We start from the raw sequence: 25395 nt of genomic DNA on the forward strand, positions 1-25395 counted from the left end.
AGCCATGAAGAACTCGTTTGATCACGCTTTACCTAATGCTCAAGGTTATTTTGGTGAATATGGCGGCAGCTTTATTCCCGAAGAGCTGCAAAAAGTGATGGAGGAGATCACGGCAGCCTATGATGAGTGCCGCAAGGATCCCGCCTTCCAAGAAGAATTGGCGCGTCTTTACAAGCATTTTGTCGGGCGTCCGAGCCCAATCTTCCATGCCGAGAACTTATCGGCGAAATATGGTGCGCCGATTTACCTAAAGCGTGAAGATCTCAACCATACCGGTGCCCACAAAATCAACCACTGCTTGGGTGAAGCTCTTGTTGCCAAGAAGATGGGCAAGAAGAAGCTGATTGCAGAAACCGGCGCGGGTCAGCACGGTGTGGCATTGGCAACTGCAGCGGCACTGGTTGGCTTGGAGTGTGATATCTACATGGGTGAAGTGGATATCGCCAAGGAGCACCCGAATGTCGTTCGGATGCGTATCCTTGGTGCCAATGTGATCCCGGCAACCCATGGCCGTAAAACACTCAAAGAAGCAGTGGATGCTGCGTTTGAAGCTTACCTCAAAGATCCTATTAACCAGCTATATGCTATCGGCTCTGTAGTCGGCCCGCACCCATTCCCTATGATGGTGCGTGATTTCCAGTCGATCATCGGAAATGAAGCGCGCGTTCAGTTCAAGGAGATGACCGGAAACCTGCCTAACAACCTTGTGGCTTGCGTCGGCGGCGGGTCAAATGCGATGGGGCTATTTACTGCGTTCTTGGACGATCAGAATGTGGCTATTCACGGGGTCGAGCCAGCAGGCCGTTCTATGGATGAAGTCGGTGAGCATGCGGCAACCTTGTCGTTGGGTGAGCCGGGTATTATGCATGGCTTTAAGTCTTACATGCTAAAAGACGAGAAGGGCGAGCCTCAGGAAGTCTACTCAGTTGCTAGTGGCTTGGATTATCCGTCGGTTGGACCGCAACATAGCTACCTTAAAGATATTGGCCGGGTTAACTACGGTACCGCGGATGATCAGGAAGCGATAGATGCTTTCTTTGAGCTATCACGCTGCGAGGGGATTATCCCAGCGATTGAGTCAGCCCATGCCTTGGCCTATGCCCTGAAAATCGCCAAACAGGGTGAAACCGGGTCAATTTTGATTAACCTCTCTGGCCGCGGCGATAAAGATATCGACTTTGTGGTTGAGCACTACGGCAAAGACTATGGCATTGAGTCACTGATCTAATTCGATTCAAATCTGGAATAAAATGGAAAGCCAGTAAGTTAGACTTGCTGGCTTTTCCTATTAATTAATTAATGCCTTCAGGTGTTTTTTCTCACCTTGAGCAACTCTATCCAGTGCGAGATTGACAGTGTTGAGCCCGAACCAATGTGCAATTGGCAGCTTAGGTTAGCAGTGACTATCTGTGATGGATGGTTAATGGTTAGCGCTTTAATTTTGTTATTTCTTAACTGAAGACTGGACTCTGGTTGTAGCAAAGAATAGGTACCGCCTGATCCACAACAGATTTTATTGTCTTCTATAGCAGAGAATGTTGCGCCAAGTTGGCTGAGGATTTGCTTGGGGATTTCATCTTTGCGTAGGCCATTCCTTAGTGAGCAGGGTGTATGTAAGGCTAAGTTTTTGTACTCCCCATTTAGCGTGAAGTGTGAAAGCTGCTCGTCTTCTGTCAGGATAATTTCACCGATATTCTTCGTAAGCTTGCTCACAACACTGGCTTTCTCGGCATATTCTGTGTCGTCAGCGAGGTGTTTGACGTATTCCCTCACCATAAGCTCGCAACTCGAAGACATTGAAATAATGGCTTCCGCCCCTTGCTCAATCAATGGCCACCATGCATCGATATTCGTTTTCATGCGTTGCTGTGCTTTTTTGTTATCGCAAAGGCTGGCATGAATGGCTCCACAGCATTGTGCGGCAGGGTGCTGCTGGGTATCAATCCCCAAAGCCGACAGTAAATCCATGGCGGCTTGGTTGGTGGCAGGCTGCACTACATCTTGCGCACAGCCAGTGAGTAAGATCACGAACCTGTGCTTATTAACCGGTTTGGGTAATTGATCTTCCTTAACCGCGACGGGTACCTGTGGTTTGCTGTTGCTGTTGCTGTTTGTTGGTGGGATTTTTATCGCGATAGGGTTAGGCAAAATAGGCTTTAATCGTTGGCCGATAGAGAGTGCCAATGAAAATCGATTTGGGTAGGGGAGAACCTGCTTTATCGCCCAGCGTAACGCCCGTTCCTTCCAAGGGCGGGGATATTCATCTTCAAGCATGCTACGGGCAATGTGGATCAGTTGGCCGAATTCGATACCTGCGGGGCAGGTGGTTTCACAACTTCGGCAAGCGACGCATAAGTCTAGGTCTTTGCGTTGCTCTACTGTTAGCGTTTTTCCCTGCAAATAATCTCGAATTAAATAAATCCTCCCCCTCGGCCCACGGCTTTGGATGCCAGACTCAATGAATGTTGGACATGTTGCATTGCAAAAGCCGCGGTGGACACAACGCTTGATAATCGCTGCAGCGTCAAGGGCTGGTTGTGATTGGCTGAACTTATGATCAAGATCTGTAAGCATGCGATTCCCTTCTGAACACTTCACTTCTGAACACTTCACTTCTGAACATTTGCCAACAAGCGCCTAAATCCTCGCCTTGGTCAATTTGTAAACAATAACGTGCAATGTATCTCACTTTAGAAAGTTCACTTTGACTTTAAATAGTTATAGATCAATAGTCAATTTATTGAATACTCCAAATTATGATTATTGAGTCAAAGAGAGTGAACCAGAGACTCATACCTAACCGTGAATACCCAGATGATGAGTTAAGTGAGGGGCTATGTTGGATTATCCGTTAATTGAAAAGAAGCTCGAAAAAGCATTAGGTTCAGCGAAAGTATCGACATTGAAGCAAGACCTTGAGGCTAGCAGCCATGATACCTGGCCATTGATGACCAAACTCAATTTGCTAGATAAGCACCCAAATATGGCTGACATTGTTGTCAAAGCTCAAAGTGATGACGATATCTGCCAAGTGCTGGCACTGGCCAATGAGGACAAAGTGCCAGTGACCGTAAGGGCTTTGGCTTCGTCGGTAACTGGACAGCCCCTGCCAACTAAAGGTGGGATCGTCTTGGATATTTCAGAGATCCCCAGTAAGTTCAGCCTCAATGAGGAGAACATGACGGTTACCGCGACTTGTAGCCAAAATGGTGGGGATCTCGAGGATTTACTTCAAAAACAAGGGTGGACACTAGGCCATTCTCCCCAGTCACTGTATCGTTCAACGGTTGGCGGGTGGTTGGCAACCTTAGCAACTGGGCAGTTTTCTTCCCTTTACGGTGGCATTGAGGACTTGGTCGTTGGCTATGAGGTGATTTTGGCAACGGGTGAAAAAATGTCACTTAAAGCTAATCCACGGGCGGCGATGGGACCGGATTTACGCCAGATCTTTCTAGGTTCAGAAGGCACATTAGGCGTCATTACCTCAGTGACCCTAAAAGTGTTCCCGCAAATGGAAGCTGAAGCCTTCATGACCTACGCCATACCGACGGTCAAAGACGGTTTGGCCCTGATGCGGGAAATCACAGCGTCAAACCTGAAACCTTTCCTGGTTCGTTTTTATGATACCGAGGAAGCAAAGCATGCCATGCAGGATAAAAGTTTCGACTCTCCAGTATTGTTCCTAGGAAGCCGGGGATTGTCGACCATGGTTGATGCTGAGCAAAGTGTCCTGCACCAGTTAGCTGAAAAGCATGGTGGTAAGGCGATCGGCCCCGAAGGCACGCTTGGCTGGATGGATCGTCGTTTTGATTTTTCAACCGTTGAGAATTTGCTGGCGACAAAAGGGGGCTTTGGTGAAACCATCGAGATTGCCCACAACTGGGACTCCATCCATCCATTATGGGCAGACTTAAAGCAAGCTCTCTCACCGTTAGCCAATGAGGTTATTTCCCATTTCTCGCATATCTACAACCAGGGGACGTCTATGTACGTCATTCTGCTTGGTCAGGAAGCGGATAATGAAGCTGCAGTCGCTCGGCTGGAAGAAATTTGGAAAACCACAATGGAAGTGTGCATCAAGCATGGTGCAGAACTCTCACATCACCATGGCGGTGGTTTAGCCCGCTCTCCATACAGCCGCCGCTCAATTGGCGAAGCTCACCTCATCTTGCGTAAGTTGAAAGCTGCGCTTGATCCAAATGCGATTCTCAACCCAGGGAAATTGGGTCTTGATTGATGTTTACCAGTTACAAACCGGCAGGTAGATAAGGATGCCTGCCGGCCCTCTAATGAGCCTTGGCTGAAAAAAGACAGAGAAGATAAGCCTATGAGGCTCACCCTACACAACTAAAAAAGGACATGAAAGATGGATAGCTTATTCAATATCAGTGTCATGGGTTTACTCGGATCGTTCGCCGGAGGTTTTTTAGGCGCCGTTTTTGGCGGCTTGGTGGCATTTGTTTTTACGGGGATCGCGATTATTGTCGGTATTGCCATTATTATCGGCAGTGGTGATTCCGCATTCCTTGATTTAATTGGGCTTGGGCCAGTATTCGGGCCCCATATTTCTTTTGCTGGTGGTGTTGCAGCAGCTGCTTATGCATCACACAAAGGTTGGCTGGCAAATGGCCGAGATATCGTTACGCCATTGGTTAGCCTCAGCAGGCCGAGCGTGTTGATGGTCGGTGGTGCTTTTGGCCTCGGAGGGTATTTGGTCCAATCTATCCTTGCGGGTATAGAAGGTATTGGGGCTAATACCGATTCAGTCGCCTTAACCGTCGTATTATCTGCGATAGCGGCACGTTTGATGTTCAGTAAGTGCGGGATTATAGGTCAGCACTGTGAGGGTAAGCATGGGTTAGACCGCTTTAAAACTTCAGAACAGCATTCGTGGCTTGCTTACCAAGATACTTTCCCGATGACAATCATACTGGGGGCGTTCGTGGGCGCGATGTCGGCATGGTCGGCACTGGAATTATTAAAGGCTTATCCGGAAGCTCCCGGGGTTATTTTCTTAGGCTTTGCCATTTCTGCGATATCCCTCCTCTTTTTAGCGATGAATGTCCTTGTTCCGGCAACCCATCATATTACCCTAGTGAGTGCAGTGGCTGTCTCGTTGTTTATTGGCGTGGTGGAAAGTGATGTCCTTCTCGTCATTATCGGTGCCGTTTCTGGGTTATTTGCTTCAGTACTCGGCCAACTGTTCGCACGTTTCTGGTTAATCCGGGCTGATACCCATATCGACCCACCGGCAAGTGCAATATGGCCGATGACAACAGCGCTGATCCTAATTTCTCTGGTCGTTAGTAAGTAGTGAATACAAGGAGTGAGTCATGAGCAAATATATTTTGGTAATTGATGCTGGGACAACAGGTATTCGAGCCCTAATTTACAATGAGCAGAGCCAGATCCTGTCGCAGGCGTATACGGAATTTCCCAACTATCACCCTGAGCCTGATCGCGTCGAGCAGGATGCCATTGAAATTTGGTTAGCGGCAAAAGCGATGATAGCCCAAGCCCTCAAACATATTTCACTGCAGATGAATGATATCTCTTGTGTGGGGATCACTAACCAACGGGCGACAACAGTAGTTTGGGATCGCAATACTGGAGAGCCGGTGACAAGGGCGATCGTTTGGCAGGACACGAGAACCGCAGGACGGGTTCAGGAACTCGCGGAGCAATGGGGAGAAAAAGTATATAGCCGGACAGGTTGGGCACTAGCCCCTGTTTATTCTTCCCTCAGTTTAGAGTGGATGATGGACAATGTTGAAGGCATCAGGGAGCGCGCCGAGGCGGGAGAGTTAGCGTTCGGGACAATAGACTCATGGTTGGTATATTGCCTGACTGGCAGCGAAAAGCATGTGATCAGTGCTTCGAATGCCTCTGTGACAGGATCTTATGACCTAACCCAGGAGCAATGGTATGAAGAATGGCTCGAGGAATTGAATATCCCGCTATCGATGTTCCCGGAGGTCTGCGATGACTCTGCGGTTGTGGGTTTAACTGATGAGCGAGTTGTCGGCGGAAGTGTTCCTATTTCTGGCATTATTGCTGACCAGCATTCAGCGCTGTTTGCCCAGGGTTGTACTAAGGCAGGTATGATCAAGTGCACCCATGGCACAGGTACTTTCCTTGATATGTTAGTTGGCGATAAGCCAGTCATTGATGTTAATAGTGGCATTTGCTGCCAGATTGCGTGGCGGAAGAACGGAAGAACCCATTATGCGCTGGAAGGTTATGCGGGATGTACCGGCTCTGCCGTCCAGTGGCTGCGTGATGGTTTGCAAATCATTGACTCATCAGCGGAATCGCAATCGGTAGCGTCCAAAGTCGATGATAATGGCGGTGTCTATTTTGTCCCTGCGCTGACTGGTTTATCTGCGCCTTACTGGGATCCCTATGCCCGGGGAACGATGTTTGGTATCACGCCGGGCACAACCCGCGGCCATGTTGTCAGGGCAACGCTTGAAGGCATTGTTTACTCTATTCGTGATTTCATTAATGCCATGCAGTCGATATCAGGCTTTGATATCACGCAAATGTCGGTTGATGGTGGCGCCGCGAAAAATGACCTGCTGGTACAGTTCCAGGCCGATCAACTGGGCGTCACAGTGATACGTCCGCGCAATGTGGAAGCGACCAGCTTAGGAGCGGCTTTGATGGCTGGGCTTGGTGCAGGCGTTTGGAAAAGCGAAGATGAGGCTTTTTCTATCGGCAGGAATAAGCAGACCTTTGTCCCCCAAGTTGATAAAGCAACACGGGAGAAACAATACCAAATGTGGAACCGGGCTGTTCAGCGTGCACAGGGATGGAGCAAGTGATGAAAAGAGCGACGTTACATGATCTATCGAGTACCGTTTTCGATCTTGTTGTGATTGGTGGCGGTATTACAGGCGCTGCCACTGCAAGGGATGCAGCACTGCGTGGATTGAAGGTTGTGTTGGTGGAGAAAGAGGATTTTGCCTCAGGGACATCAAGTCGATCCTCAAAATTAATCCATGGCGGCTTGCGCTATTTGGAGACTTACCAGTTTGGCTTAGTTGCCGAATCAGTCCGGGAACGTGAAATGGCGCTGAAGCTGGCGCCTCACCTTACCAAGGTACAACCATTCCTATACATGTTCTATGAAGGTACGCCTGATAAGAAATGGTTGCTGAACCTCGGGTTGACCTTCTACGACTTTGTTTCGGGTAGCTGGAACAAACGGCGCCATAAAATGTTAAGCAAAGAGCAGGTGTTAGCTCGCCAGCCAGAATTTAGGCAAGAGGGGTTGCGTGGCGCTGCAATGTTCTACGACGTATCGACCGATGACGCCAGGGTAACTTTAGATACGGTCAAAGGGGCTGCAGAGCATGGTGCCCAAGTTATTAACCATTGCGAGGTGACGGGGCTGACATTCAATGACAACCAATGTAATGGGGTCAAAGTTGTCGATAAGCTAACAAGTCAGCAAGGGGTAATACGCGGGCATTATGTGATTAACTCTACAGGGCCTTGGAGCGATAACATCCTGCGCTTTGAACAGAGCTGCTCAAAAGTATTACGCCCGACCAAAGGCGTTCATATTGTATTGAGAAAGCAGGACTTCCCGTTGCAATCCGCTGTCTTTATGCGTTCGCCGGATGATGGCCGAACAGTCTGGCCAATACCTTCCATGCAGGATGACCGGGTGTTTATTGGCACCACGGATACTACTTATGAAGGCGACCTGAATAATGTCCATCCAGAAAAGGAAGATATCCAATACCTTTTGAATGTGGCTAATCATTTAATGCCCAACAAAAAGCTCACAGAAGATCATATTGTTGGTTCTTGGGCGGGCTTAAGGCCGTTGATTGCCCCTGCCGAAGATGTGAACAACAGTAAAACGCCCCGGGAGCATCAGATATTACGCAGTGATTCTGGGGTATATTCCATCGTTGGCGGTAAGCTGACCAGCAATAGGGTGATGGCAAAACAGCTGCTGGATAAAGTGGTCAAGCAAGATCAGAACAAATACCTAAGGCCAGATCTCTTGCCATACCGGGCAAGCAAGATCCCTATCTCGGGAGCATGTGAACCCTCGCAAGCAAATAGCGCGGGTAAGGTGAAGTATGTCGCCAATGAGGTAGTCGCCAAATTGCAAGCTGGTGGTGTGCCATATCGGCTAGCACAGGCATGGGCGTCTCGGTATGGCCACAATAGTATCCTTATTGCTAAATATTGGGACAAAGGAGCTCAATATCAACAAGCACTGGGAGCCCGGGATTTGACGGCCGCTGAAGTTCATTATTGTGTGCAGGAAGAGGCGGCTTGTTCATTGAAAGACCTGTTGGTTCGCAGGACTTCCGCTTTCTTCTGGGATAAGGATGGGGGGCTTGAACAAATAGGCCTCATCGCCCAGGAGATGCAAGGGTTACTGAATTGGACGGAGGAAGAAAAGCTCTCTCAAATTGACAGTTACTATGACTTGGTGAGAAAGCATCGTCCAAAAGCTGTTCCTAAGCCAGCCAATGAACCCCAGGGTATAGCTCAACCTGTATACGATTAACCATTACAGATTTTTGTGCGTTATTATAGTTCCCAGCCTAGATGACCACTGTCTAGGCTGTTTTTTTGTTCGCTAGGTAGTCATTACGTCAGTCTATTAAGCTATTCATTATCCAATCATTATCCAATCTTGTTAAAGGCTTTACGGTATGGATCTTCTTGCTGGAAGGCTTTTCCTAAGCTTTGAACAATTTCCTCGTTATTGATTTCATTGAGCAATGCGAATAGCTCTGGCCTGTGGGGGTTAACCACCAGTGTCGCCGCAGATAACTCTTGGTGGGAGGCAATAGATTCTGGCTTTGACAGCAATTTTGCACAAAGCCCGGCATGCTCTAACGAAACGGGGCTTGAGGTCATATGCCAAAGACCAATATCGGCTTCTTTATTCAATATCCTTGCAGGGATCTGACGAAAGTCGGTTTCAACGTATTCAAACCCTTCGGCTTGGGGAAATTCAATTTTTGTTAAGCGGACATGGTCAGAAGAGTTATTGTCGATAGCCACACGTGTCGGGTTATGGTTGTCTTTAGCGGAGACAGCGATGAGACGGTTAATTGAGTAATAGGTATCAGCTGCCAATACTTTAATGTGGTTCTCATCAATAGGGTCTGGCATATTTTGTGCGGCACCAAGAGACACTAAAGCGATGTCATAATCCCCTGATAAAACCTGAGAAATACGATGCTCCCCGCCTGGCTGGTGTTCAATAAAGTAGGGGATATTGAGCTTACTGAGCTTATTCGTAATATGGCGAATGAGAATATCGATCTCTATTGAACCACTACTAGGCATTATCAGCTGAACAGGGGCTAACTTCGCGATGTTCCAACATAGCCCGGTATCAATGTGGGTAACGATACGGCCCATATGGCCTCTGGATTGGGTCGAGAGTGCCATTGCGTCTTTCAATTGTTTTAGGGCACGCTGCATGGTGCCAGCGACGATACCATATCGTTCGTGGAACTGTGTGTTTGTGAGTAGCTTACTGCCCAAGCCTGACCTTAAGGCATGGATCACAATATGGCGCTTGGCATTTAGTATGGCTTGGTCATCTGCAAAAGCAGAAGGTCGGGTATTGGACATAAATAACCACTCAACAAGTATCTGTAACGATTAAATAAATTGTATCGAAATCAATAATAACTTACTAACGCTTAATGAATAGCGGTTTGTTATTGCGGTCATTATCATCACAAATTTCTTTGTCTCGAAATTCATAACACTGATTCTTGTGTGCCAGTCAGCGTTTATTGACCTTAATACAGCTATTTTTACTAGAGTTTTGCTAGGGTTAATGAAAGCTATAGGAACGATAAGGGTTTAACTATATGGAAATGGATTGGGTCAATGGCATATTGAGGTTTGACTCCTTTTTTGCCGTCACCATCGGGATTTTGGTGTTGTTCGTGGGTCGCCAGCTCAACAATGTATTCAGGCCGCTCAAAGAGTTCAGTATTCCCGAGCCAGTCACCGGCGGTATTTTGTTTTCGGTGATCATTGCGGTTGTCTACAGCGTATCTGATGTTGCCATCGAATTTGATTTGGTCGCCCGCGATGTGCTGTTGGTGTATTTCTTTACCACTATCGGTATTAATGCCAGCCTTAAAGATTTGCTCAAGGGCGGATTGCCGCTGGTTATCCTTCTTGCTATCACCATTGGCTACATGATGGTACAGAACTTTACCGGGATTGGCGTGGCAAAAGCCTTTGGGCTTGATAGCCCGGTAGGGATGCTGGGGGGGAGTGTTTCACTTATTGGTGGCCATGGTACGGCGATTGCCTGGGCTCCGCGGATTTCTGAAGGTTATGGCATCTCCAATGCGATGGAAATAGGGGTAGCCTGCGCCACATTTGGTTTGATCTTGGCTAGCTTGATGGGGGGACCTATCGCCAAGTTTTTGATCACCCGATACGATTTAAAGCCGGAGAAAAAAGAAGCGCTCGATGTCGGGGTCGCGGATGATACATCAAATGGTCATATCACCGGCTTTGACTTCCTCGATGCCATTTTATCCATTCATATCTGTGTCATCCTTGGCTACCTTCTCAATGAGTCAATCGCTGAAATGGGCTTGCAGTTGCCTTTGTTTGTCACCTGTTTGTTTGCAGGTATCGTGATGACCAACATTGTGCACAAAATCGGCTTCCGCCGTATTACAGGTACCAGTTGGCCGACGAGAAAACCCGCGATAGCTTTGATAGCAGATATTGCACTAGGCACCTTCTTGGCGATGTCGCTGATGAGCATGCAGCTGTGGACCTTGATTGATTTGGCTGGGCCTATTTTCGCTATCCTGACCGCGCAGTTCATTGTGGCAGTCTTGATCAATATCTTTGTCGTGTTTCCCGCTATGGGGAAAAACTACGATGCGGCGGTGATTTGCTCGGGCTTTGGCGGTATTTCATTAGGCTCAACCCCTACCGCTATGGCAAACATGTCTGCCGTTTCGCAGCGCTACGGTAACTCTCACTTAGCCTTTATCATCGTACCGCTGGTTTGTGCGTTCTTCATTGACTTGGTCAACGCCTTGATGATTCCGTACTTCCTGACGAATTTCTAAATACCTCAGTCCCCCCCTGTTTCAGTTAGCCCCGCTCTGCCAATTGAAACAGGGATATACCCAAGTTACTTTGGGTATATGACTATTACTTTCATTTTTTTGATATCAGTATTAGTTCACCGCATTTTCCCTTTTTCATCTATATTTCAATTTATTGGGGGGATAGGGAAGCCATCTATGCGTGCCACTTTGGCCAGTTGTTTTTGTTCGTTAAATTCAGGCTTGTTATCAATGGCTTGGTTCTCGCTAATGGGCCTTTCTAGCCATGTCTTGGCCGAGGAAGGCGCAAGCGGCCACTATCAGCCAGGCACTTTGTCTTCAAGGTTCAATAAAATTCCTCCCAGCAAATCAGTCAATATTTTTGTTGATGCCAGCAAGTACGAGGGAAAGACTCAGCAGAGCCTTATCGTTCCTGTGGCTGGGTTGGCTGTTACTGATTTGGATGTGAAGGATCAAACCTACACACTGAATATGGTTTGGAACCCAGGCATTGAGCTGAAAGGCGGCTGGCAATATGCAACGGCCCTATCTTTGCCTTATCGGGATTTGGATGTGTCGGCCAACCAAACAGCCGTCGAACAAGGGCAACGCCAAAAAGAGTCGGGCAGCGGGCTTGGCGACATTATGTTTTCTCCTTTGATGCTGGCCTACCCCATATCAGAAAACTGGCAGTCAGAACTGCATTTCAATATTTACCTGCCAACAGGAAACTTTGAGGCCGGTAAGCTAGCCAATGTCGGCAAAAACTATTGGACCTTTTCGCCTGTTGCTTGGCTGCAGTATATCGAACCAGTGACCGGGCAAGAATTTACCCTGTCAGGTGGTATTGATTGGAATACGAAAAATGAGGACACCGATTACCAGACAGGAACCCAACTGCATATTGATTCCACGGTGATCCAATACGTGCCTTTGCTTTGGGGGTTCACAGGGATTGGCCTGTCAGGCTACTGGTACCAGCAGATCAGTGATGACTCTGGCAGCGGTGCTGTGGGGGGAGGCTTCAAAGCCAAGTCTGTTGGGCTGGGGCCTGTCCTTAGCTATCGGTCAAAATGGTCAGGAAGGCGGGTAAGGGCGGAATTAAAATGGATAAATGAACTGGACGTCGAAAACAGGCCTGAGGGCGATCTCATATCGCTGAAGTTGTCAGCCCAGTTTTAGCGGTAGGTTTTCATCCCCCTCTGTACTCTCAAACTTCAAACGCTAATATGGTTATGGCTGCGATTAGTGTGTATCACATCTAAGACACAAACGGCATTAGCATCCAAAAAGCATTCGCAATTACTAAGCTGTGGGTAATAATATCCACCCCACCGGACGGGATGACTTTTCTTGATACATCCCGCTGTAAAGTTAAGCAGTTAGGCTGTAGCAAGATGACATATTGCCTATGGCCGTTATGCCTGCTATCCCGCTACTTTCATCGCAGCATTAATGCCACTAGGCGCTTATTTATTTTCTATGAGTTGATGTGGTTATGGCAGCGATGATGTATCAGCCGACCTTCGATCCTATCGAGTCGCTGAGTGATGAGCAGTTGCAGCAGGCAATTGCCAACAGGCTTAACAAGCAGTTGAATAATAAGGATGTTGCCGATCAAACTGCACAGTTTATTATGGACTCCCTGCTCAATTGGCAGGCAGAGAGTATCCCGGTAGAACAGGTAGAGAGTATCCTTGCCTTTGCTTTCGGTAACCGTGTTGCCCCTAATGGTAATCAACGCCCTGGCCCGATGAATGAGGCAATTGCTAATGCGGTAGTGTCTTTATATCGCCGTACCGGCGTGCCTGTTTACGCACAATGGGAAGTCGCTGAAGCGATCGGTAACCGTATTCCAGCCCCAGATCTCCATGGAATTTATCCGCGTTTTTCAGGCAAAGGAACCATGAAATACCTTTGTACCTTAGGTGTTGCGGAGAAAGCAGTATCAAAGGCAGGTGGTGTGGCAAATTTGGGTAAAACTGCTGTGGTTGCCTTTTATGAGCACAGCTTGCGCACTGTTGATACCGCTCGAGGAGCTGGTATTGATGCTTATTTACCACATGGGCTAGATATGCCACGTGAGTTTGACCCTGATTCAGGCCAGGCTTGGACGCGTGATCAGCAAACTTATGTGATGCATGAAATCCGTACCCGTGCTACCAATGAGCGAGACCGGATCATTAAGTCAAAAAAAAGCGAAGGTTAAACCTTCGCTTTTTTATTGATTACTTGCTTAGCACAAACTCTTCAATCACTTTCGCTACACCGTCGTTGTCATTGGTGTCGGTTACGTGGTTAGCAATCGCTTTGATATCGTCGGTAGCATTGCCCATTGCAACGCCCAGGCCGGCATATTTGATCATGTGGTGATCGTTGCCGGCATCACCCATACAAATCACTTCGCTAGCGTCCAAGCCCAAATGCTCAGCAAGCATGGCAACGCCAGTACCTTTATTGCTGTTCGGGTTCATCAGTTCAAGGAAGAATGGGGCACTTTGCACCACGGTATATTGAGTGTAGAGGCTCTCAGGCAGTTGGTTAATTGCCGCAGTTAGCACCTCAGGATCAGCAACCATCATCACCTTGATCACTTCCTCGTCATCTGCAAGCTCGGCAAAATCAAGCACAGTAGTTGGTACGCCATTTATCACCGACTCATGCTCGGTGTAAGGGTTGTTCTCTGGAGTGATCAGGCCACGTTCTGGGGTAAAAGCATGAATGAAAGTGCCGAAGTCACGAGCAAGGCTAGCGATGTTTTTGGCATCACGGCCGGTCATGATTTGCTTGCGGATCACCGTTTTGCTTGCAACGCGCTGCACCAAAGAAGCGTTGTAGCTCAGGACATAATCACTTTCGCCTGTCATACCCAGTTCATCGAGGTATTTGGTCATACCTTCAAGCGGGCGGCCTGAAGCAAGCACTACTTGTACGCCGCTGTCGCGTGCGGCTTGAATAGCTTGTTTAGTTCGAGGAGAAATGGCCTTCTGCGAGTTAAGCAGTGTACCGTCCATATCAAGGGCAACCAGTTTATACATTGATTCGTCCAATCAGCGAAAAATTTTAGAACCCGCATAGTAATCAATTTTTGTGATCAACTCGACATCCATTGATGATGTTGTTGTGACATTTCAAAGTTAGCTTGATGTGCGTCAATCACCTTATTCCTTAACCTCAGTAACAAGACTTAATTTCATAATTTGTTACCTGTTAGGGAATGGAATAAAGGTATAAGTTTTTGAAATTAATCACAAAATAGATATGTTGCCCTCTTTGTTTCTAACATGCATTAAGTGATTGATTTGTTGGGTTATATTTCTATCAAACCCCAATTTATGTGTGAAACTATCAAACAACTAGAAGTGATTTGTGGTTTTTCTCACTGTTTAATTCGCATGGCGAATTTAATATTTCGGCATCCAACAAGGGGCGAGTGAGAGTGGTATCCAGTTCTACCCCAAATCCATGCTGGATAGTTGCCCCGATAAATAATGATGAGTATGTCTGAGGAATGATCATGAAAAAAACGATCTTGTCTGCTTTGGTTGCCGGAGCCATGTTGTCGCCAGCAGTGAATGCTGCCGCGCCGAATACCGATTTGAATCTAATGCCATATCCACATTCTGTGGAGCTCCGAGAAGGCAAGGTCGAGATTGATGGTGACTTCAAGGTATTCATCAATGGCTATCAGTCTGATCGTGTTGCCTTCACCGCCAAGCGTTTGCTAAAACGCCTTGAACGCCAGACCGGTGTACCAATGCTAAATCCATATGTGGATAGTGAAGAAAAAGCGACACTGGTGATCGATATCGATCAGGCGCCAAAAACAGCTGTACAGACCGTTGAAGCCGACGAGTCATACACGCTGACAGCCAAGAACGGCAAGATTGTACTGGCCTCCGAGCGCCCATATGGTGCGATTCGTGGTATCGAAACCCTGCTTCAGTTGGTTGAAACCGACGCTAACGGTTATTTCGTACCTGAAGTGACCATCGAAGATACACCGCGTTTCCCGTGGCGTGGTGTGTCATACGATACCTCGCGTCACTTTGTAGAAATCGATGTGATCAAGCGCCAGCTCGATGCGATGGCCTCGGCGAAGATGAACATTTTCCATTGGCATATCTGGGATGACCAAGCAATCCGTATCCAGTTGGATAGTTACCCGAAACTATGGCAGATGACCTCTGATGGCGATTACTACACCAAAGACGAAATCCGTGGTGTGGTCGAGTATGCGCGTAACCTCGGTATCCGCGTGATCCCTGAGATCTCATTGCCGGGCCACGCTTCGGCGGTTGCCCATGCCTATCCTGAGCTGATGTCTGGCGGTGAAGGCCAAAGCTATCCGCACCAGCGTGAGTGGGGGGTATTTGTTCCACTGATGGATCCAACGAACCCTGAGCTTTATACCTTCTTGGGTAAAGTGTTCGATGAGGTGGTTGAGCTGTTCCCGGATGAGTATTTCCACATTGGTGGTGATGAGCCAAATTACTCTCAGTGGACAGAAAACGAAGACATTCAAGCCTATATCAAAGAAAAGGGCCTAGACGGTAACCATGGCTTGCAGTCTTACCTCAACAGCCGTGTTGAGAAGATGCTTGATGAGCGCGGCAAGAAGATGATTGGCTGGGATGAAATTTGGCATAAAGATCTACCGACGTCGATTGTGATCCAAAGCTGGCGTGGCCATGACAGTATTGGCCGTGCAGCACAGGAAGGTTACCAAGGTATCCTATCAACGGGTTACTACCTCGATCAGCCGCAACCAACCAGCTACCACTATCGCAACGACCCAATGCCAACAGGCATCACAGTTGATGACAAATTGCATAGCGGCGAGAAATTTGCCACTTACGAGTGGGAGAAACCACGTACTAAGGGCGGCCCGCGTAAAGGCCTGATCACCATCATTGAAGACAAAGAAGGTAACTTCCGTGCCTTTACCGACTACAACGGCAAGTCGCGTGAAGAGGTGTACATCCTTGAGTATGTGCCGGGCAAAGTATTCCGCGGCCACTTTGACAACTTCATGTCTTACACTGAGTTTAACCTTGCTTTCGAAGGTGCAGAGCTTGCGGAGAATAGCTACCAGTTGATTGGTAATGTGCGCTGGCCGACCACAGGCAAGCTGATTGCCGGTACTGAGATTGAAGGCTCTGTGATCCCTGAGCCTAACGGCGGCTACCCAGCCGAACTGACTGAAGAGCAGCAGAAACTGATCCTGGGGGGTGAAATTACGGCTTGGGCAGAAAACTACGATTCTATGACGGTAGAAAACCGCCTATGGCCACGCAGCTATGCCATTGCCGAGCGTTTCTGGTCACCAGCCGAACTGACTGATGAAGACAGCATGTACAAGCGTATGGCAGCTATCGATAACTGGTCAGAAATTTCACTTGGCCTGCAGCACCACAACAAAGCCATGATGATGTACAAGCGCTTGGCAAATGGCAACGATGTCCAGCCGTTGGTGGCACTGGCTGAGTACACCGAGCCTGCACAGTACTATGCGCGTAACTGGGAGAAGTGGATCCAGACTCCGAACCATGGTGACCTATATAACCAGTATGAGCGCCTGAACCGCTTCGTTGATGCACTGCCGGTAGAGAGCCATGCAGTATATGCGATGGAAAAACTGGTTAGCGAGCATTCTACTGGAAACAAAGACGTTCTGGGTGAACTGAAAGCACATTATTCTAAAGTGCTGGATGCGGCACAAAACGCCAAGCCAATCTTTGCGGCTAATGTGGCCTCGGTGGACAGCGTAGTCATTGCTGAGAAAACCATCGAAGTGGCTCAGATGGGTCAGGCTCTGATTGCCAAGCTGGAGAACAACCAGTCACTTAGCGAGCAAGAGCAAAATGAATACCTAGTTAAATTGAATGATGCGGCGAAAATTTACGATGAGGCAATTGTCGCTATCGTGAAGCCAACAGAAATGCTGGTAACCCAGTTTAACAGCGAAAAGTAATCACCTATTTTCATTACATTGAAAATTAATATAAAAGCGCGCCAATTGTGGCGCGCTTTTTCGTTTTGGTTGCCACCGTGAGCAAATAAAAGCATTCACGGTGGTGATAAATGTGTATATATATCAATTTTGCAAAATATGATTGACATTGTATGCAAAATTATCGATATTTTATTCTTCATTTTTAAGCTGTAGATGAAGAATTATAATGAGCGATACAACATCGGACGTTGTCCAAAACAAAACCTGGAAAATGCCAGACACCCTGGTATTAATCTTCTTTATTGGCCTGTTGGCGACGGCAATCACCTATGTCGTACCTGCAGGTATGTTTGAAACCCAAGATATTTCTTACATTGCCGACGGAGCAGAAAAGACCCGTACCGTACTTGACCCTGAGTCTTTCGCCTACGCGACGGATGAGCAGGGCGAGCTGGTATACAACAGTGTCGGCTTGTTCGCCAGTGGCGGCGGCATTGGCTTGATGAACTTTGTGTTCGAAGGCTTGGTATCGGGCTCGAAATGGGGCTCGGCTATCGGCGTTATCATGTTCATGCTGGTGATTGGTGGTGCGTTTGGCATCGTGATGCGCACAGGCACTATTGATAACGGCATCCTTCGTTTGATTGACCGTACTAAAGGCAGCGAATCCCTGTTTATTCCTGTGCTGTTTTCCCTGTTTTCACTGGGTGGCGCTGTGTTTGGTATGGGTGAAGAGGCGGTGGCATTTGCCATTATCATTGCCCCGCTGATGGTCAGGATTGGCTATGACGGCATTACAACGGTGATGGTGACGTACGTCGCAACCCAAATTGGCTTTGCTGCATCATGGATGAACCCGTTTTCGGTTGCAGTCGCCCAGGGTATTGCTGGCGTGCCTGTCCTTTCTGGTGCCTCGGTACGTATCGGTCTTTGGATCATGTTTACTATCATCGGTATTGCATTCACCATGTGGTACGCCAATGGCGTGAAGAAAGATCCGACCAAGTCATTCAGCATCAAAGGCGATGTTCATTTTAAAAACCAAGAAGCCTCTGTGACATCTTCTCGCTGGAACCTAGGCGATACCCTTGTCATGTTCACCGTTGTTGCGACTATGGTGTGGGTGATTTGGGGCGTAGTTGCCCATGCTTGGTACATTCCTGAAATCGCTTCCCAGTTCTTCACGATGGGCTTTGTCGCTGGCTTGATTGGCGTTGTCTTCCGCCTTAACGGTATGACAGTCAATGATATGGCTGATGCGTTCAAAGAGGGTGCAAGCATTATGCTGGCTCCGGCGCTGTTGGTCGGTAGTGCCAAAGGTATCCTGCTGATCCTTGGTGGTGGCGGTGACGCAACCGAAGCGAGTGTATTGAACTCTATCCTAAGCAGTGCAGGTAACGTTATCGGCTCGCTGCCGGAAGTAATGGCTGCTTGGCTGATGTATGTGTTCCAGTCAGTGTTCAACTTCTTCGTGACTTCTGGCTCCGGTCAGGCGGCACTAACAATGCCACTGATGGCACCACTGGCTGATTTGGCAGGTGTAACCCGTCAGGTTGCGGTACTGGCTTTCCAGTTGGGTGATGGCTTTACCAATATCATCGTACCGACGTCTGCTTCTTTGATGGCAACACTGGGTGTGTGTCGCATAGACTGGGGTGACTGGGCGAAGTTCGTATGGCGCTTTATCGCCCTACTGTTTGTGCTGTCCAGCGTCATTGTAGTGAGTGCACACGTAATGGGCTTTGCGTAATCGCTAACAAATCGATTAGAGTGGATGGGCAGGCAACTGCCCATTTTTTTTTGCATATGAAAAATTCAACACCATGCGGATGGAGAGTGGGGATGGAGAGAATGGTGGAAATGAAGACCCGATATACTGATGACGTTTTGCAAGGCCATCAGGTGATCACCCGATTGGATGTCGATGAATTGCCTATTGGCTGTCATCGTTTTTGGTTCCGTCCTCAGGAAAACGGTATCGGCCAGAGTTGGCATTTGCCAGTTGTGGTGTATCGCGGCGAGCAGACTGGCAATGCGCCCAAGGTGATGATCACCGCAGGTGTGCATGGCGATGAACTCAATGGCGTGATCACGGCACAGAATATTATCCAACACCTCGCCGAGCAGTCTGTGGTGGGAACGGTGGTAATAGTTCCGACGGTGAATGTATCCGGTATGTTGATGCACACCCGTGACTTTATTATGTCCGACCCTGATGCCTCGCCGACCAATTTGAACCGTATCTTCCCGGGTAACCCCGAAGGGGATGCGGCTCAGCGCTATATCGCCTCGATATGGTATGACTTGCTAGCTCACAATGCGGATATCGCCATAGACCTGCATACCCAAACCCGTGGTGCGGCCTATCCACTTTATGTATTTGCGGATTACCGTATTCCACAGACTGTGAAAATGGCTCGTCTGATGAACCCAGATTGTATTTTCGATGATCCGGGGGATGATGGTGTATTGGAAACGGTGTGGAACCGCAGCGGGATCCCGTCAATTACCGTTGAAGTCGGTGCTGGTAAGGTACTGCAACCAGATATGATTGCCCGCTCGGTTGATGGGGTGATCAATATCCTCAAATCAGAAGGTGTGCTAGAAGGGGATATCAGCCAGCCACAGCATGAATGCTATGAAGGTAAAAAAATCTTCACTGTCCGCGCCACACTGGGCGGTTTTGCCCTGCCGAAGGTCGAAATTGGTGATCGGGTAGAGATGGGCCAGCTAGTTGCAGTCCAATACGACAGCTTCGGTGATGAAATCCAGCGCTATCACGGCCCGACCAGTGGCTATGTGCTGAGTGTTAATCTCGATCCGATGCGCGAGCCGGGTACCTTGCTGGTGCGTTTAATTCAGTAGAAAAGCGTTTTAGCGAATGGTTAAACTACGCCACTATCAGCTCATATCTCAGCTGATAGTGGCGTTTTTCTTGCCAGATTAAAAGTGTGGCCTTAAATGGCAAAAGGCTGTAGGCGAAAATGATGAACTTCACTGTTCTGGACATTGAGGTTCAGTGTTTTCAGCGATGCGATGAGCAGTTTCAGTGACGTCAGTAGCTGATAGGTGGCATCGACATCATCCGCACTGAGAGCGAATTGCAATATAGATTCCCTATCCAGCCCGATAAGGTAGTGCTGAAGTTCACTCAGCAAATCATCAAGCTGCTTCTGGTGAGTTGTCAGCGTTTCACTGACACTTGATGTTTCCAAAATACTGACCAGCGAGCTCATGATCTTTGAAAGTAAGTCATCCAAGGCTTTGTTGTGAGAAGAACGCTGCCAATTTAGATAATTATCCTCAAATGCCCTGTAGAGGAGGCAGGTTTTGTAGCCGCTGGTGATCAGGCTTTTGACTTTCTCAGGATTGATCTCGGGGTAGGTTGCCCAATTAACCCTACTTGCAGCATTCTCTGCCATTGCGACCGAGCGCAGCGGGGCGGGTTGGATTTGAAAGCACTTGGGTGAGTTGCAATGGGTACGGAATGCGTGTTTTAACCCGCTGCGCAGCCGTCCCATTTCCCGCAAGAAGGTAGATTCGGGGGTACCGGAAAATACGGTATGGTTGATGAAAAAAACAATTAACATCACGATGCCAATGAGCATTAATTGCAGCAGTGCAAGCTGAATATCATAGACAGGTGTAAGTTGCATCGCGCCGCTGGTCATCATGATCAACAATTGGGTACCCAGCATGCGCTGAAGTACCTGCTGGGGTTGGCTAAACAGATACCATATGCCAAAAGCATTGATGAAATAGAACGCTGCTAGCTGCCACACCTCGGTCAACATTGGCATAAGCAATACGTACTGGGCTAAGACGAACAATGACCATGTAAACATAGAAAACAGCAGGGTCTTGACGTTGGCAAAAGGCAGTGACAACACCACAGTGCTGAGTATGGCACCTAGCAGGACAATCATCGCGCCACCGGGCATAGGTACAAAAAGCCACAAAATCATGCATGTCCAAATCACCAAGCAGGCTTTCAACGCTGCTATGGCGCTATCAGGGCGAAAAAGCCAGCTTACCTTTTGATTAGGTTTTATGTTTTTCCTTTTATCTGCATTGGAAGCATTTGCTGCATTGGCTGCTTTAAACTTTGTTTGAGCTGTTTGTATTGAGCCTGCTTGTTCAGAGCCAGTATTCCCAGTTAAATCCGCAAGGGTTATCACAATATCAAACTGCAGTTGGTCAATCTCAGTAAGAAGGGCGCCTAACATCAGGAGTGCGCCATGCTGGTTATGATTGTTGTGGTTCAAGGAGATCTGGCAAGGCTCGGCCAGAATACCCGCTTTCCCGCTTTGTGGCTGCTGTTCAAGTAAAGCCAAGGCGTTATGCGCCCTTTGGCTTAGCCTATTCAACAAGGATGTCACAACAGTAGATTGCTCCGGTGTCATCTTACCTTTAACTTGCTCAGTGAGCTCAGCCAGGTGACCGCAGAGCAGAGCCCATTGGTTTAGCTGGCCGAGCAAGGCATGCCACTTTGGGTAATCCTGCGCGACATGGTAGCTGTCGGCACTGGCCGCGTAGATTAAGTCTTCCAAGCGGGTTAATTGCCTCAGGCTGTCACCCAAGTTGAGCTCTTTGGTAAAGGAGCCTTGTTCAACAAGCTCGTTTTTGGCGATTTGCAGTTGTTGTATTTGGTTTTCGAAATACAACCGTAGGGTTGAGATAACGACAGAGCGGCTCGAGCTTGGCCAAAGCAGGCTGAATACTAAGGTAAAGCAAAGAATACCCAACACGGTTTCCTGAACTCGCAGCACCGCCATCGAGAAGGTGAGTTCTGGCAGCAGCTTGCCCATCACCAACACCAATGAGCACACCATCAGGCAGATAGTCCAAATATAGCCATTTCGCGGGTTACCTTGCAGGTAGACACAAAGGGCAGCAAAAAGGCTGTAGCAAAGCAGGAAGGGCAAAGGTTGCTGGGCAAAGCTACCAACCAATAGAAATGCCGCCATGACACCAAGCAAGGTACCGAGCAGGCGGTGACGGCCTTTTTTCAACGAGTGCCCGGAGGTTTCCGTTGCTGCCATAACGACGACAGCGAAGCCTGCCCAGTAGGGACGTTCCCAGCCCAGCCAAAGTGCACTGACAATAGCCAAAGTCAGGGCGATAGCCACTTTCAGAGGCAAGATACAACGTGGGGTGAGCATGGCAAGTCCTTACAGTGCAGTTTGATGGTGCGATTTGTTGATCATGATTGATGCGGTAGCCCCGACCCGAAGTTGGATAGGTGCAGGAACGTTATCAAGTGCAATTCTCACAGGAATGCGCTGCGCGAGGCGGATCCACTGAAAGTTGGGATTGACGTTAGGCAGAAGCGAAACACCAGTGCTGCCATCCTGGTGGGCGATACCGAAGCCGATACTCTCGACTTTGCCCTGAAGCGGATGATCGCGATATGCCATCAAAGTGACCAAAGCTTGCTCTCCGGGAGCGACATCATGGATATCAGTTTCCTTGAAGAAACCTTCAATCCAGAAGCTATTTTTATCAACTAGGGCGATAACAGGCTGGTTGGCAACCACTTGGCTTCCCACTCTCAGCGTGAGGTTGGTTACAAAACCGTCTACCGGCGCGATGACCTTGGTAAAGCTGAGATTGAGCTCGGCTTCTTCTAGCGCGGCCTTGGCGACCATGACCCCGGCGTGCGCAGATTCAACAGCATTGTTGAGCTGACTGAGTGACAGCTGCGAGATAGAGCCAGGTTGACGGCGGGACAGCGACTGGCCGCGTTTGGCTTCATCTTGTGCTTTTTTTAGCAGAGCTTGTGCTTGGGTCAGACTAGCATTGGCTTTAGCCAGGGCTGCCTTATAGGTACGAGGGTCGATTTCAAACAGTACATCGCCAGCTTTCACTTCGCTGTTGTCACGAATAGGCAGGTTAATGATCGGTCCGGTAACACGCGGGGTCACTTGTATAACCTGAGCGCGAATTTGGCCATCTCGGGTCCATGGATTTTGTAGGTATTGTTGGTATTTCCAACCAATGGCGGCAATTGCTAGTAGCACCAAGCAAAGGGTGACGCTTAAACGTTTGAACAAAGTTAGCTCCAAATGAAATCAAGAAGGAAAAACATAAGTACCGACAATAACGGTGTATATGACCGCCAGTGAGAGCTCGACCAAGGGGGGGCTTGCGACATGGCGAAACCACCGCAGCCGGTTTAATACACGGACAGTTAGGGAAGTGCATATCAACCCTAACAGAGCGGCGACCAGCAATGGGGGAAGATAGAGATCACCAAAGGCAATTTCATGGGGAATGGCAAACGACACAGTTTTTCTCTTGTTGGTCAAAAAGCGATGGAGCATGTTATTGCTATTCGGACTGGCGATAAATCGATGAAAAGGGAATACAATAGAAACTATTGGTTTCTAATGCTGGTTAAAATAGAATCTATTGATTGTTAATCATGGAGCAAGCTGTTGGACCGCTTAACCAGTATTGAAATTTTTGTACGAGCCGTAGAGCTTGGCTCTTTTGCCGCTGTGGCTGAAGAGCGTGGGATCAGTGCCCAGATGGTAGGTAAGCATGTCAGGGGGCTGGAGGCATCTATCGGTGCCAAGCTGTTGGCTAAATCCACCCGTTTCCAAAGCCTAACAGCTGCGGGAGAGCAGTATTACCAGCGGTGTTTGGTGGTGTTGGATGAGCTCAAAGCAGCTCAGGAAGATATCTACCGCAATATGAATGAGCCCACTGGTAGCTTGAAAATCGCAACCGGAGTGAATTTTGGCATCAAGGCATTGGCACCGATCCTTGCTCGGTTCCAGCAACAGTACCCCAAGCTAGATATTGACCTGACTTTGGATAACAACCCGCCGGATATGCAAAAAGGAGGGTACGATGTTATCTTCCGAGAGCGTCTAGAGGGATTTGATTACCTCGTTGCAACTAAGTTGCGCAGCTATCCCATGATTGCCTGTGCCTCACCGGCTTACCTTAAGCGATACGGTACGCCGCAGCACCCTGACGAGCTGGAGCAACACCAATGCCTACTGAGTAATTTACCGCAGGCTCCGCTTAAGTGGCGGTTCTTCGATGGCAAGAAAATCAATACGCCGGAGGTGAGCTCCCGTTTTACCATGAATAGCGGTCAGGCGATGTTGGCTGCGGCGTTGGAAGGTGCTGGTATTACCCTGCAGCCAACCTTTCAAGTGAGCGAGGCATTGGCTGATGGCTCGTTGCTGCCTATTTTGCAGGACTACACCTTACCTGAGGTCGATCTTTATATGCTTTACCGACCTTCACTACGCAATACCGCTAGGCTAACTGCGTTGCAGGTATTTGTCCGTCAGTCCATGGAGAATCAATTAGATGATTAAATCGAAAACGGAAGAGCTTGAAGTCTTTCTTGCGGTGATTGATTGCGGTGGATTCTCTGCCGCTGCCAACCAGCTAGAGATGCAGGTAGCAAAGGTCTCCCGTTTAGTGGCTAATTTGGAAAAGACCATGGGGTGCAGTTTGCTGCACCGGACTACGCGACGGGTTGAACCTACCCACGAAGGGCTGATGTTCGCCCAGAGTGTCAGGGCTGGGTTGATGCTGATCCAAGACGCACAGGAGAGGTTGAGCTCACAGCAATCATCGCCTAAAGGAAGGTTGAGAATCGATGCAGCCAGTAGTGTTATGACCCATCAGATTGTCCCGCTTATCAAACCATTTCAGGCGGCTTTTCCCGGCATCGAAGTTGAACTAGCGACAAACGAGAGCATTATCGACCTGCTGGAAAAACGCACTGATGTAGCGATTCGGGTCGGTACGCTCAAAGACTCAAATTTGCACGCCAGAGTGCTGGGGCAAAGCCCGTTAAAGCTGGTGGCATCGCCTAACTATATTGCCCAGAACGGTGAGCCCGAGGATATAGAGACGTTACTATCACACCAGTTAATTGGCTTTTCCGGCCAGCCCCACCTCAATAAGTGGCCGCTATTCGGCGAAGTGCTTGAACCGACCTTTTCGACGCTGGCGACCAGTGGTGAAATCATCCGTCAGCTGTGTCTGGCAGACATGGGAATTACCTTGCTCTCTCAATTTACCGTTGGAAAAGACATTGCCGAAGGGCGCTTGGTGAGCCTTTGCGAAGGTCAAATTACTTCCCCGCACCCAAGGGAGTCGGTGCAGGCGGTGTATTATCAAAACTCGGCACCATCGCCGCGGATAACGGCGTTTTTGGATTTCATTCAATCGCGGCTTAGTTTGTAAAGCGCTTGTTTTATAAGTAACCAAGTAAATCATACGGTTAGTATAAGTTTGCTTGCCGGCGGCGAAGGGTGATTGATTGCCATACTTTCTTAAAAAATGAGAAGGTGTTTTGTGAATTATTGTCTTTTTTGATGGTAATAACGGCGTAAACTA

The 25395-nt window shown here is 48.4% G+C and carries 19 protein-coding genes; 13 read left to right on the plus strand and 6 right to left on the minus strand.

Annotated elements, in window-relative coordinates; genetic code table 11:
- The first annotated feature begins 4 nt into the window (after positions 1-4).
- On the plus strand, positions 5-1228 hold the full coding sequence (gene trpB, locus ACXAD4_RS25230; protein ID WP_475244773.1) for a tryptophan synthase subunit beta: 1224 nt from the start codon (positions 5-7) through the stop codon (positions 1226-1228).
- A 77-nt stretch (positions 1229-1305) separates the two neighbouring features.
- Here trpB and glcF read toward each other — a convergent pair whose 3' ends face one another.
- Positions 1306-2574: a glycolate oxidase subunit GlcF gene (gene glcF / locus ACXAD4_RS25235; RefSeq protein ID WP_475244774.1), complete on the minus strand. Its 1269-nt coding sequence runs from the start codon at positions 2572-2574 to the stop codon at positions 1306-1308.
- Between the two features lie 262 nt (positions 2575-2836).
- On the opposite strand from glcF, the gene ACXAD4_RS25240 reads away from it, so the two are divergent.
- The 4 genes from ACXAD4_RS25240 to ACXAD4_RS25255 all read left to right on the plus strand — a co-directional run bounded on the left by ACXAD4_RS25240 (position 2837) and on the right by ACXAD4_RS25255 (position 8533).
- Positions 2837-4237: an FAD-binding oxidoreductase gene (locus ACXAD4_RS25240; RefSeq protein WP_475244775.1), complete on the plus strand. Its 1401-nt coding sequence runs from the start codon at positions 2837-2839 to the stop codon at positions 4235-4237.
- Between the two features lie 129 nt (positions 4238-4366).
- Entirely contained in the window at positions 4367-5314 is a 948-nt protein-coding gene (locus tag ACXAD4_RS25245; protein ID WP_475244776.1) for a DUF7973 family transport facilitator, read from the plus strand.
- Positions 5315-5333: 19 nt separating this feature from the next.
- Complete coding sequence (locus tag ACXAD4_RS25250; protein WP_475244777.1) at positions 5334-6824, plus strand: FGGY family carbohydrate kinase; 1491 nt, start codon at positions 5334-5336, stop codon at positions 6822-6824.
- The gene (locus tag ACXAD4_RS25255) at positions 6824-8533 is read left to right on the plus strand and encodes a glycerol-3-phosphate dehydrogenase/oxidase (protein WP_475244778.1); all 1710 of its coding nucleotides are present in this window, start codon (positions 6824-6826) and stop codon (positions 8531-8533) included. Before ACXAD4_RS25250 ends, ACXAD4_RS25255 begins: the two co-directional genes overlap by 1 nt.
- Positions 8534-8652: 119 nt before the next feature.
- Here ACXAD4_RS25255 and ACXAD4_RS25260 read toward each other — a convergent pair whose 3' ends face one another.
- Positions 8653-9615 carry a YhfZ family protein gene (locus ACXAD4_RS25260; protein WP_475244779.1) on the minus strand — a complete coding sequence of 321 codons (963 nt, stop codon included), beginning with the start codon at positions 9613-9615 and terminating at the stop codon, positions 8653-8655.
- A 251-nt stretch (positions 9616-9866) separates the two neighbouring features.
- On the opposite strand from ACXAD4_RS25260, the gene gltS reads away from it, so the two are divergent.
- The 3 genes from gltS (at position 9867) to ACXAD4_RS25275 (ending at position 13281) form a co-directional block, all read left to right on the plus strand.
- A complete protein-coding gene (gene gltS, locus ACXAD4_RS25265; protein WP_475245651.1) occupies positions 9867-11093 on the plus strand; it encodes a sodium/glutamate symporter in 1227 nt (408 codons plus the stop codon).
- A gap of 177 nt (positions 11094-11270) precedes the next feature.
- Positions 11271-12254, plus strand: a complete 984-nt coding sequence (locus ACXAD4_RS25270) for a SphA family protein (protein ID WP_475244780.1) — start codon at positions 11271-11273, stop codon at positions 12252-12254.
- Positions 12255-12570: 316 nt separating this feature from the next.
- Complete coding sequence (locus ACXAD4_RS25275) at positions 12571-13281, plus strand: hypothetical protein (protein ID WP_475244781.1); 711 nt, start codon at positions 12571-12573, stop codon at positions 13279-13281.
- A gap of 19 nt (positions 13282-13300) precedes the next feature.
- Here ACXAD4_RS25275 and yidA read toward each other — a convergent pair whose 3' ends face one another.
- Positions 13301-14110 carry a sugar-phosphatase gene (gene yidA, locus ACXAD4_RS25280; protein WP_475244782.1) on the minus strand — a complete coding sequence of 270 codons (810 nt, stop codon included), beginning with the start codon at positions 14108-14110 and terminating at the stop codon, positions 13301-13303.
- 479 nt (positions 14111-14589) lie between these two features.
- On the opposite strand from yidA, the gene ACXAD4_RS25285 reads away from it, so the two are divergent.
- From ACXAD4_RS25285 to ACXAD4_RS25295, 3 genes are all read left to right on the plus strand, one after another.
- Positions 14590-17046, plus strand: coding sequence for a family 20 glycosylhydrolase (locus ACXAD4_RS25285; protein WP_475244783.1), 2457 nt, complete (start codon positions 14590-14592; stop codon positions 17044-17046).
- A 253-nt stretch (positions 17047-17299) separates the two neighbouring features.
- Positions 17300-18778, plus strand: a complete 1479-nt coding sequence (yfcC, locus tag ACXAD4_RS25290; protein ID WP_475245653.1) for a putative basic amino acid antiporter YfcC — start codon at positions 17300-17302, stop codon at positions 18776-18778.
- A gap of 110 nt (positions 18779-18888) precedes the next feature.
- Positions 18889-19893, plus strand: a complete 1005-nt coding sequence (locus tag ACXAD4_RS25295; RefSeq protein ID WP_475245655.1) for a succinylglutamate desuccinylase/aspartoacylase family protein — start codon at positions 18889-18891, stop codon at positions 19891-19893.
- A 92-nt stretch (positions 19894-19985) separates the two neighbouring features.
- Here the strand turns inward: ACXAD4_RS25295 and ACXAD4_RS25300 are convergent, their stop codons facing one another.
- Genes ACXAD4_RS25300 through ACXAD4_RS25310 form a run of 3 tightly spaced genes read right to left on the minus strand, consistent with a single transcriptional unit; the run spans position 19986 to position 23351 of the window.
- Positions 19986-22190, minus strand: a complete 2205-nt coding sequence (locus tag ACXAD4_RS25300) for an FUSC family protein (protein WP_475244784.1) — start codon at positions 22188-22190, stop codon at positions 19986-19988.
- Positions 22191-22199: 9 nt separating this feature from the next.
- Positions 22200-23081, minus strand: a complete 882-nt coding sequence (locus tag ACXAD4_RS25305) for an efflux RND transporter periplasmic adaptor subunit (protein WP_475244785.1) — start codon at positions 23079-23081, stop codon at positions 22200-22202.
- Positions 23082-23099: 18 nt separating this feature from the next.
- Positions 23100-23351, minus strand: a complete 252-nt coding sequence (locus ACXAD4_RS25310; RefSeq protein WP_475244786.1) for a DUF1656 domain-containing protein — start codon at positions 23349-23351, stop codon at positions 23100-23102.
- Between the two features lie 114 nt (positions 23352-23465).
- Between ACXAD4_RS25310 and ACXAD4_RS25315 the strand changes: the two genes are divergently transcribed.
- Both ACXAD4_RS25315 and ACXAD4_RS25320 read left to right on the plus strand, forming a co-directional pair.
- Positions 23466-24362 carry a LysR family transcriptional regulator gene (locus ACXAD4_RS25315; RefSeq protein ID WP_475244787.1) on the plus strand — a complete coding sequence of 299 codons (897 nt, stop codon included), beginning with the start codon at positions 23466-23468 and terminating at the stop codon, positions 24360-24362.
- On the plus strand, positions 24358-25242 hold the full coding sequence (locus ACXAD4_RS25320; RefSeq protein ID WP_475245657.1) for a LysR family transcriptional regulator: 885 nt from the start codon (positions 24358-24360) through the stop codon (positions 25240-25242). The genes ACXAD4_RS25315 and ACXAD4_RS25320 overlap by 5 nt, the downstream gene beginning before the upstream one ends.
- The last annotated feature ends 153 nt before the right edge of the window (positions 25243-25395 follow it).

It is taken from the genome of Photobacterium sp. AWH4_225, from assembly GCF_056158405.1.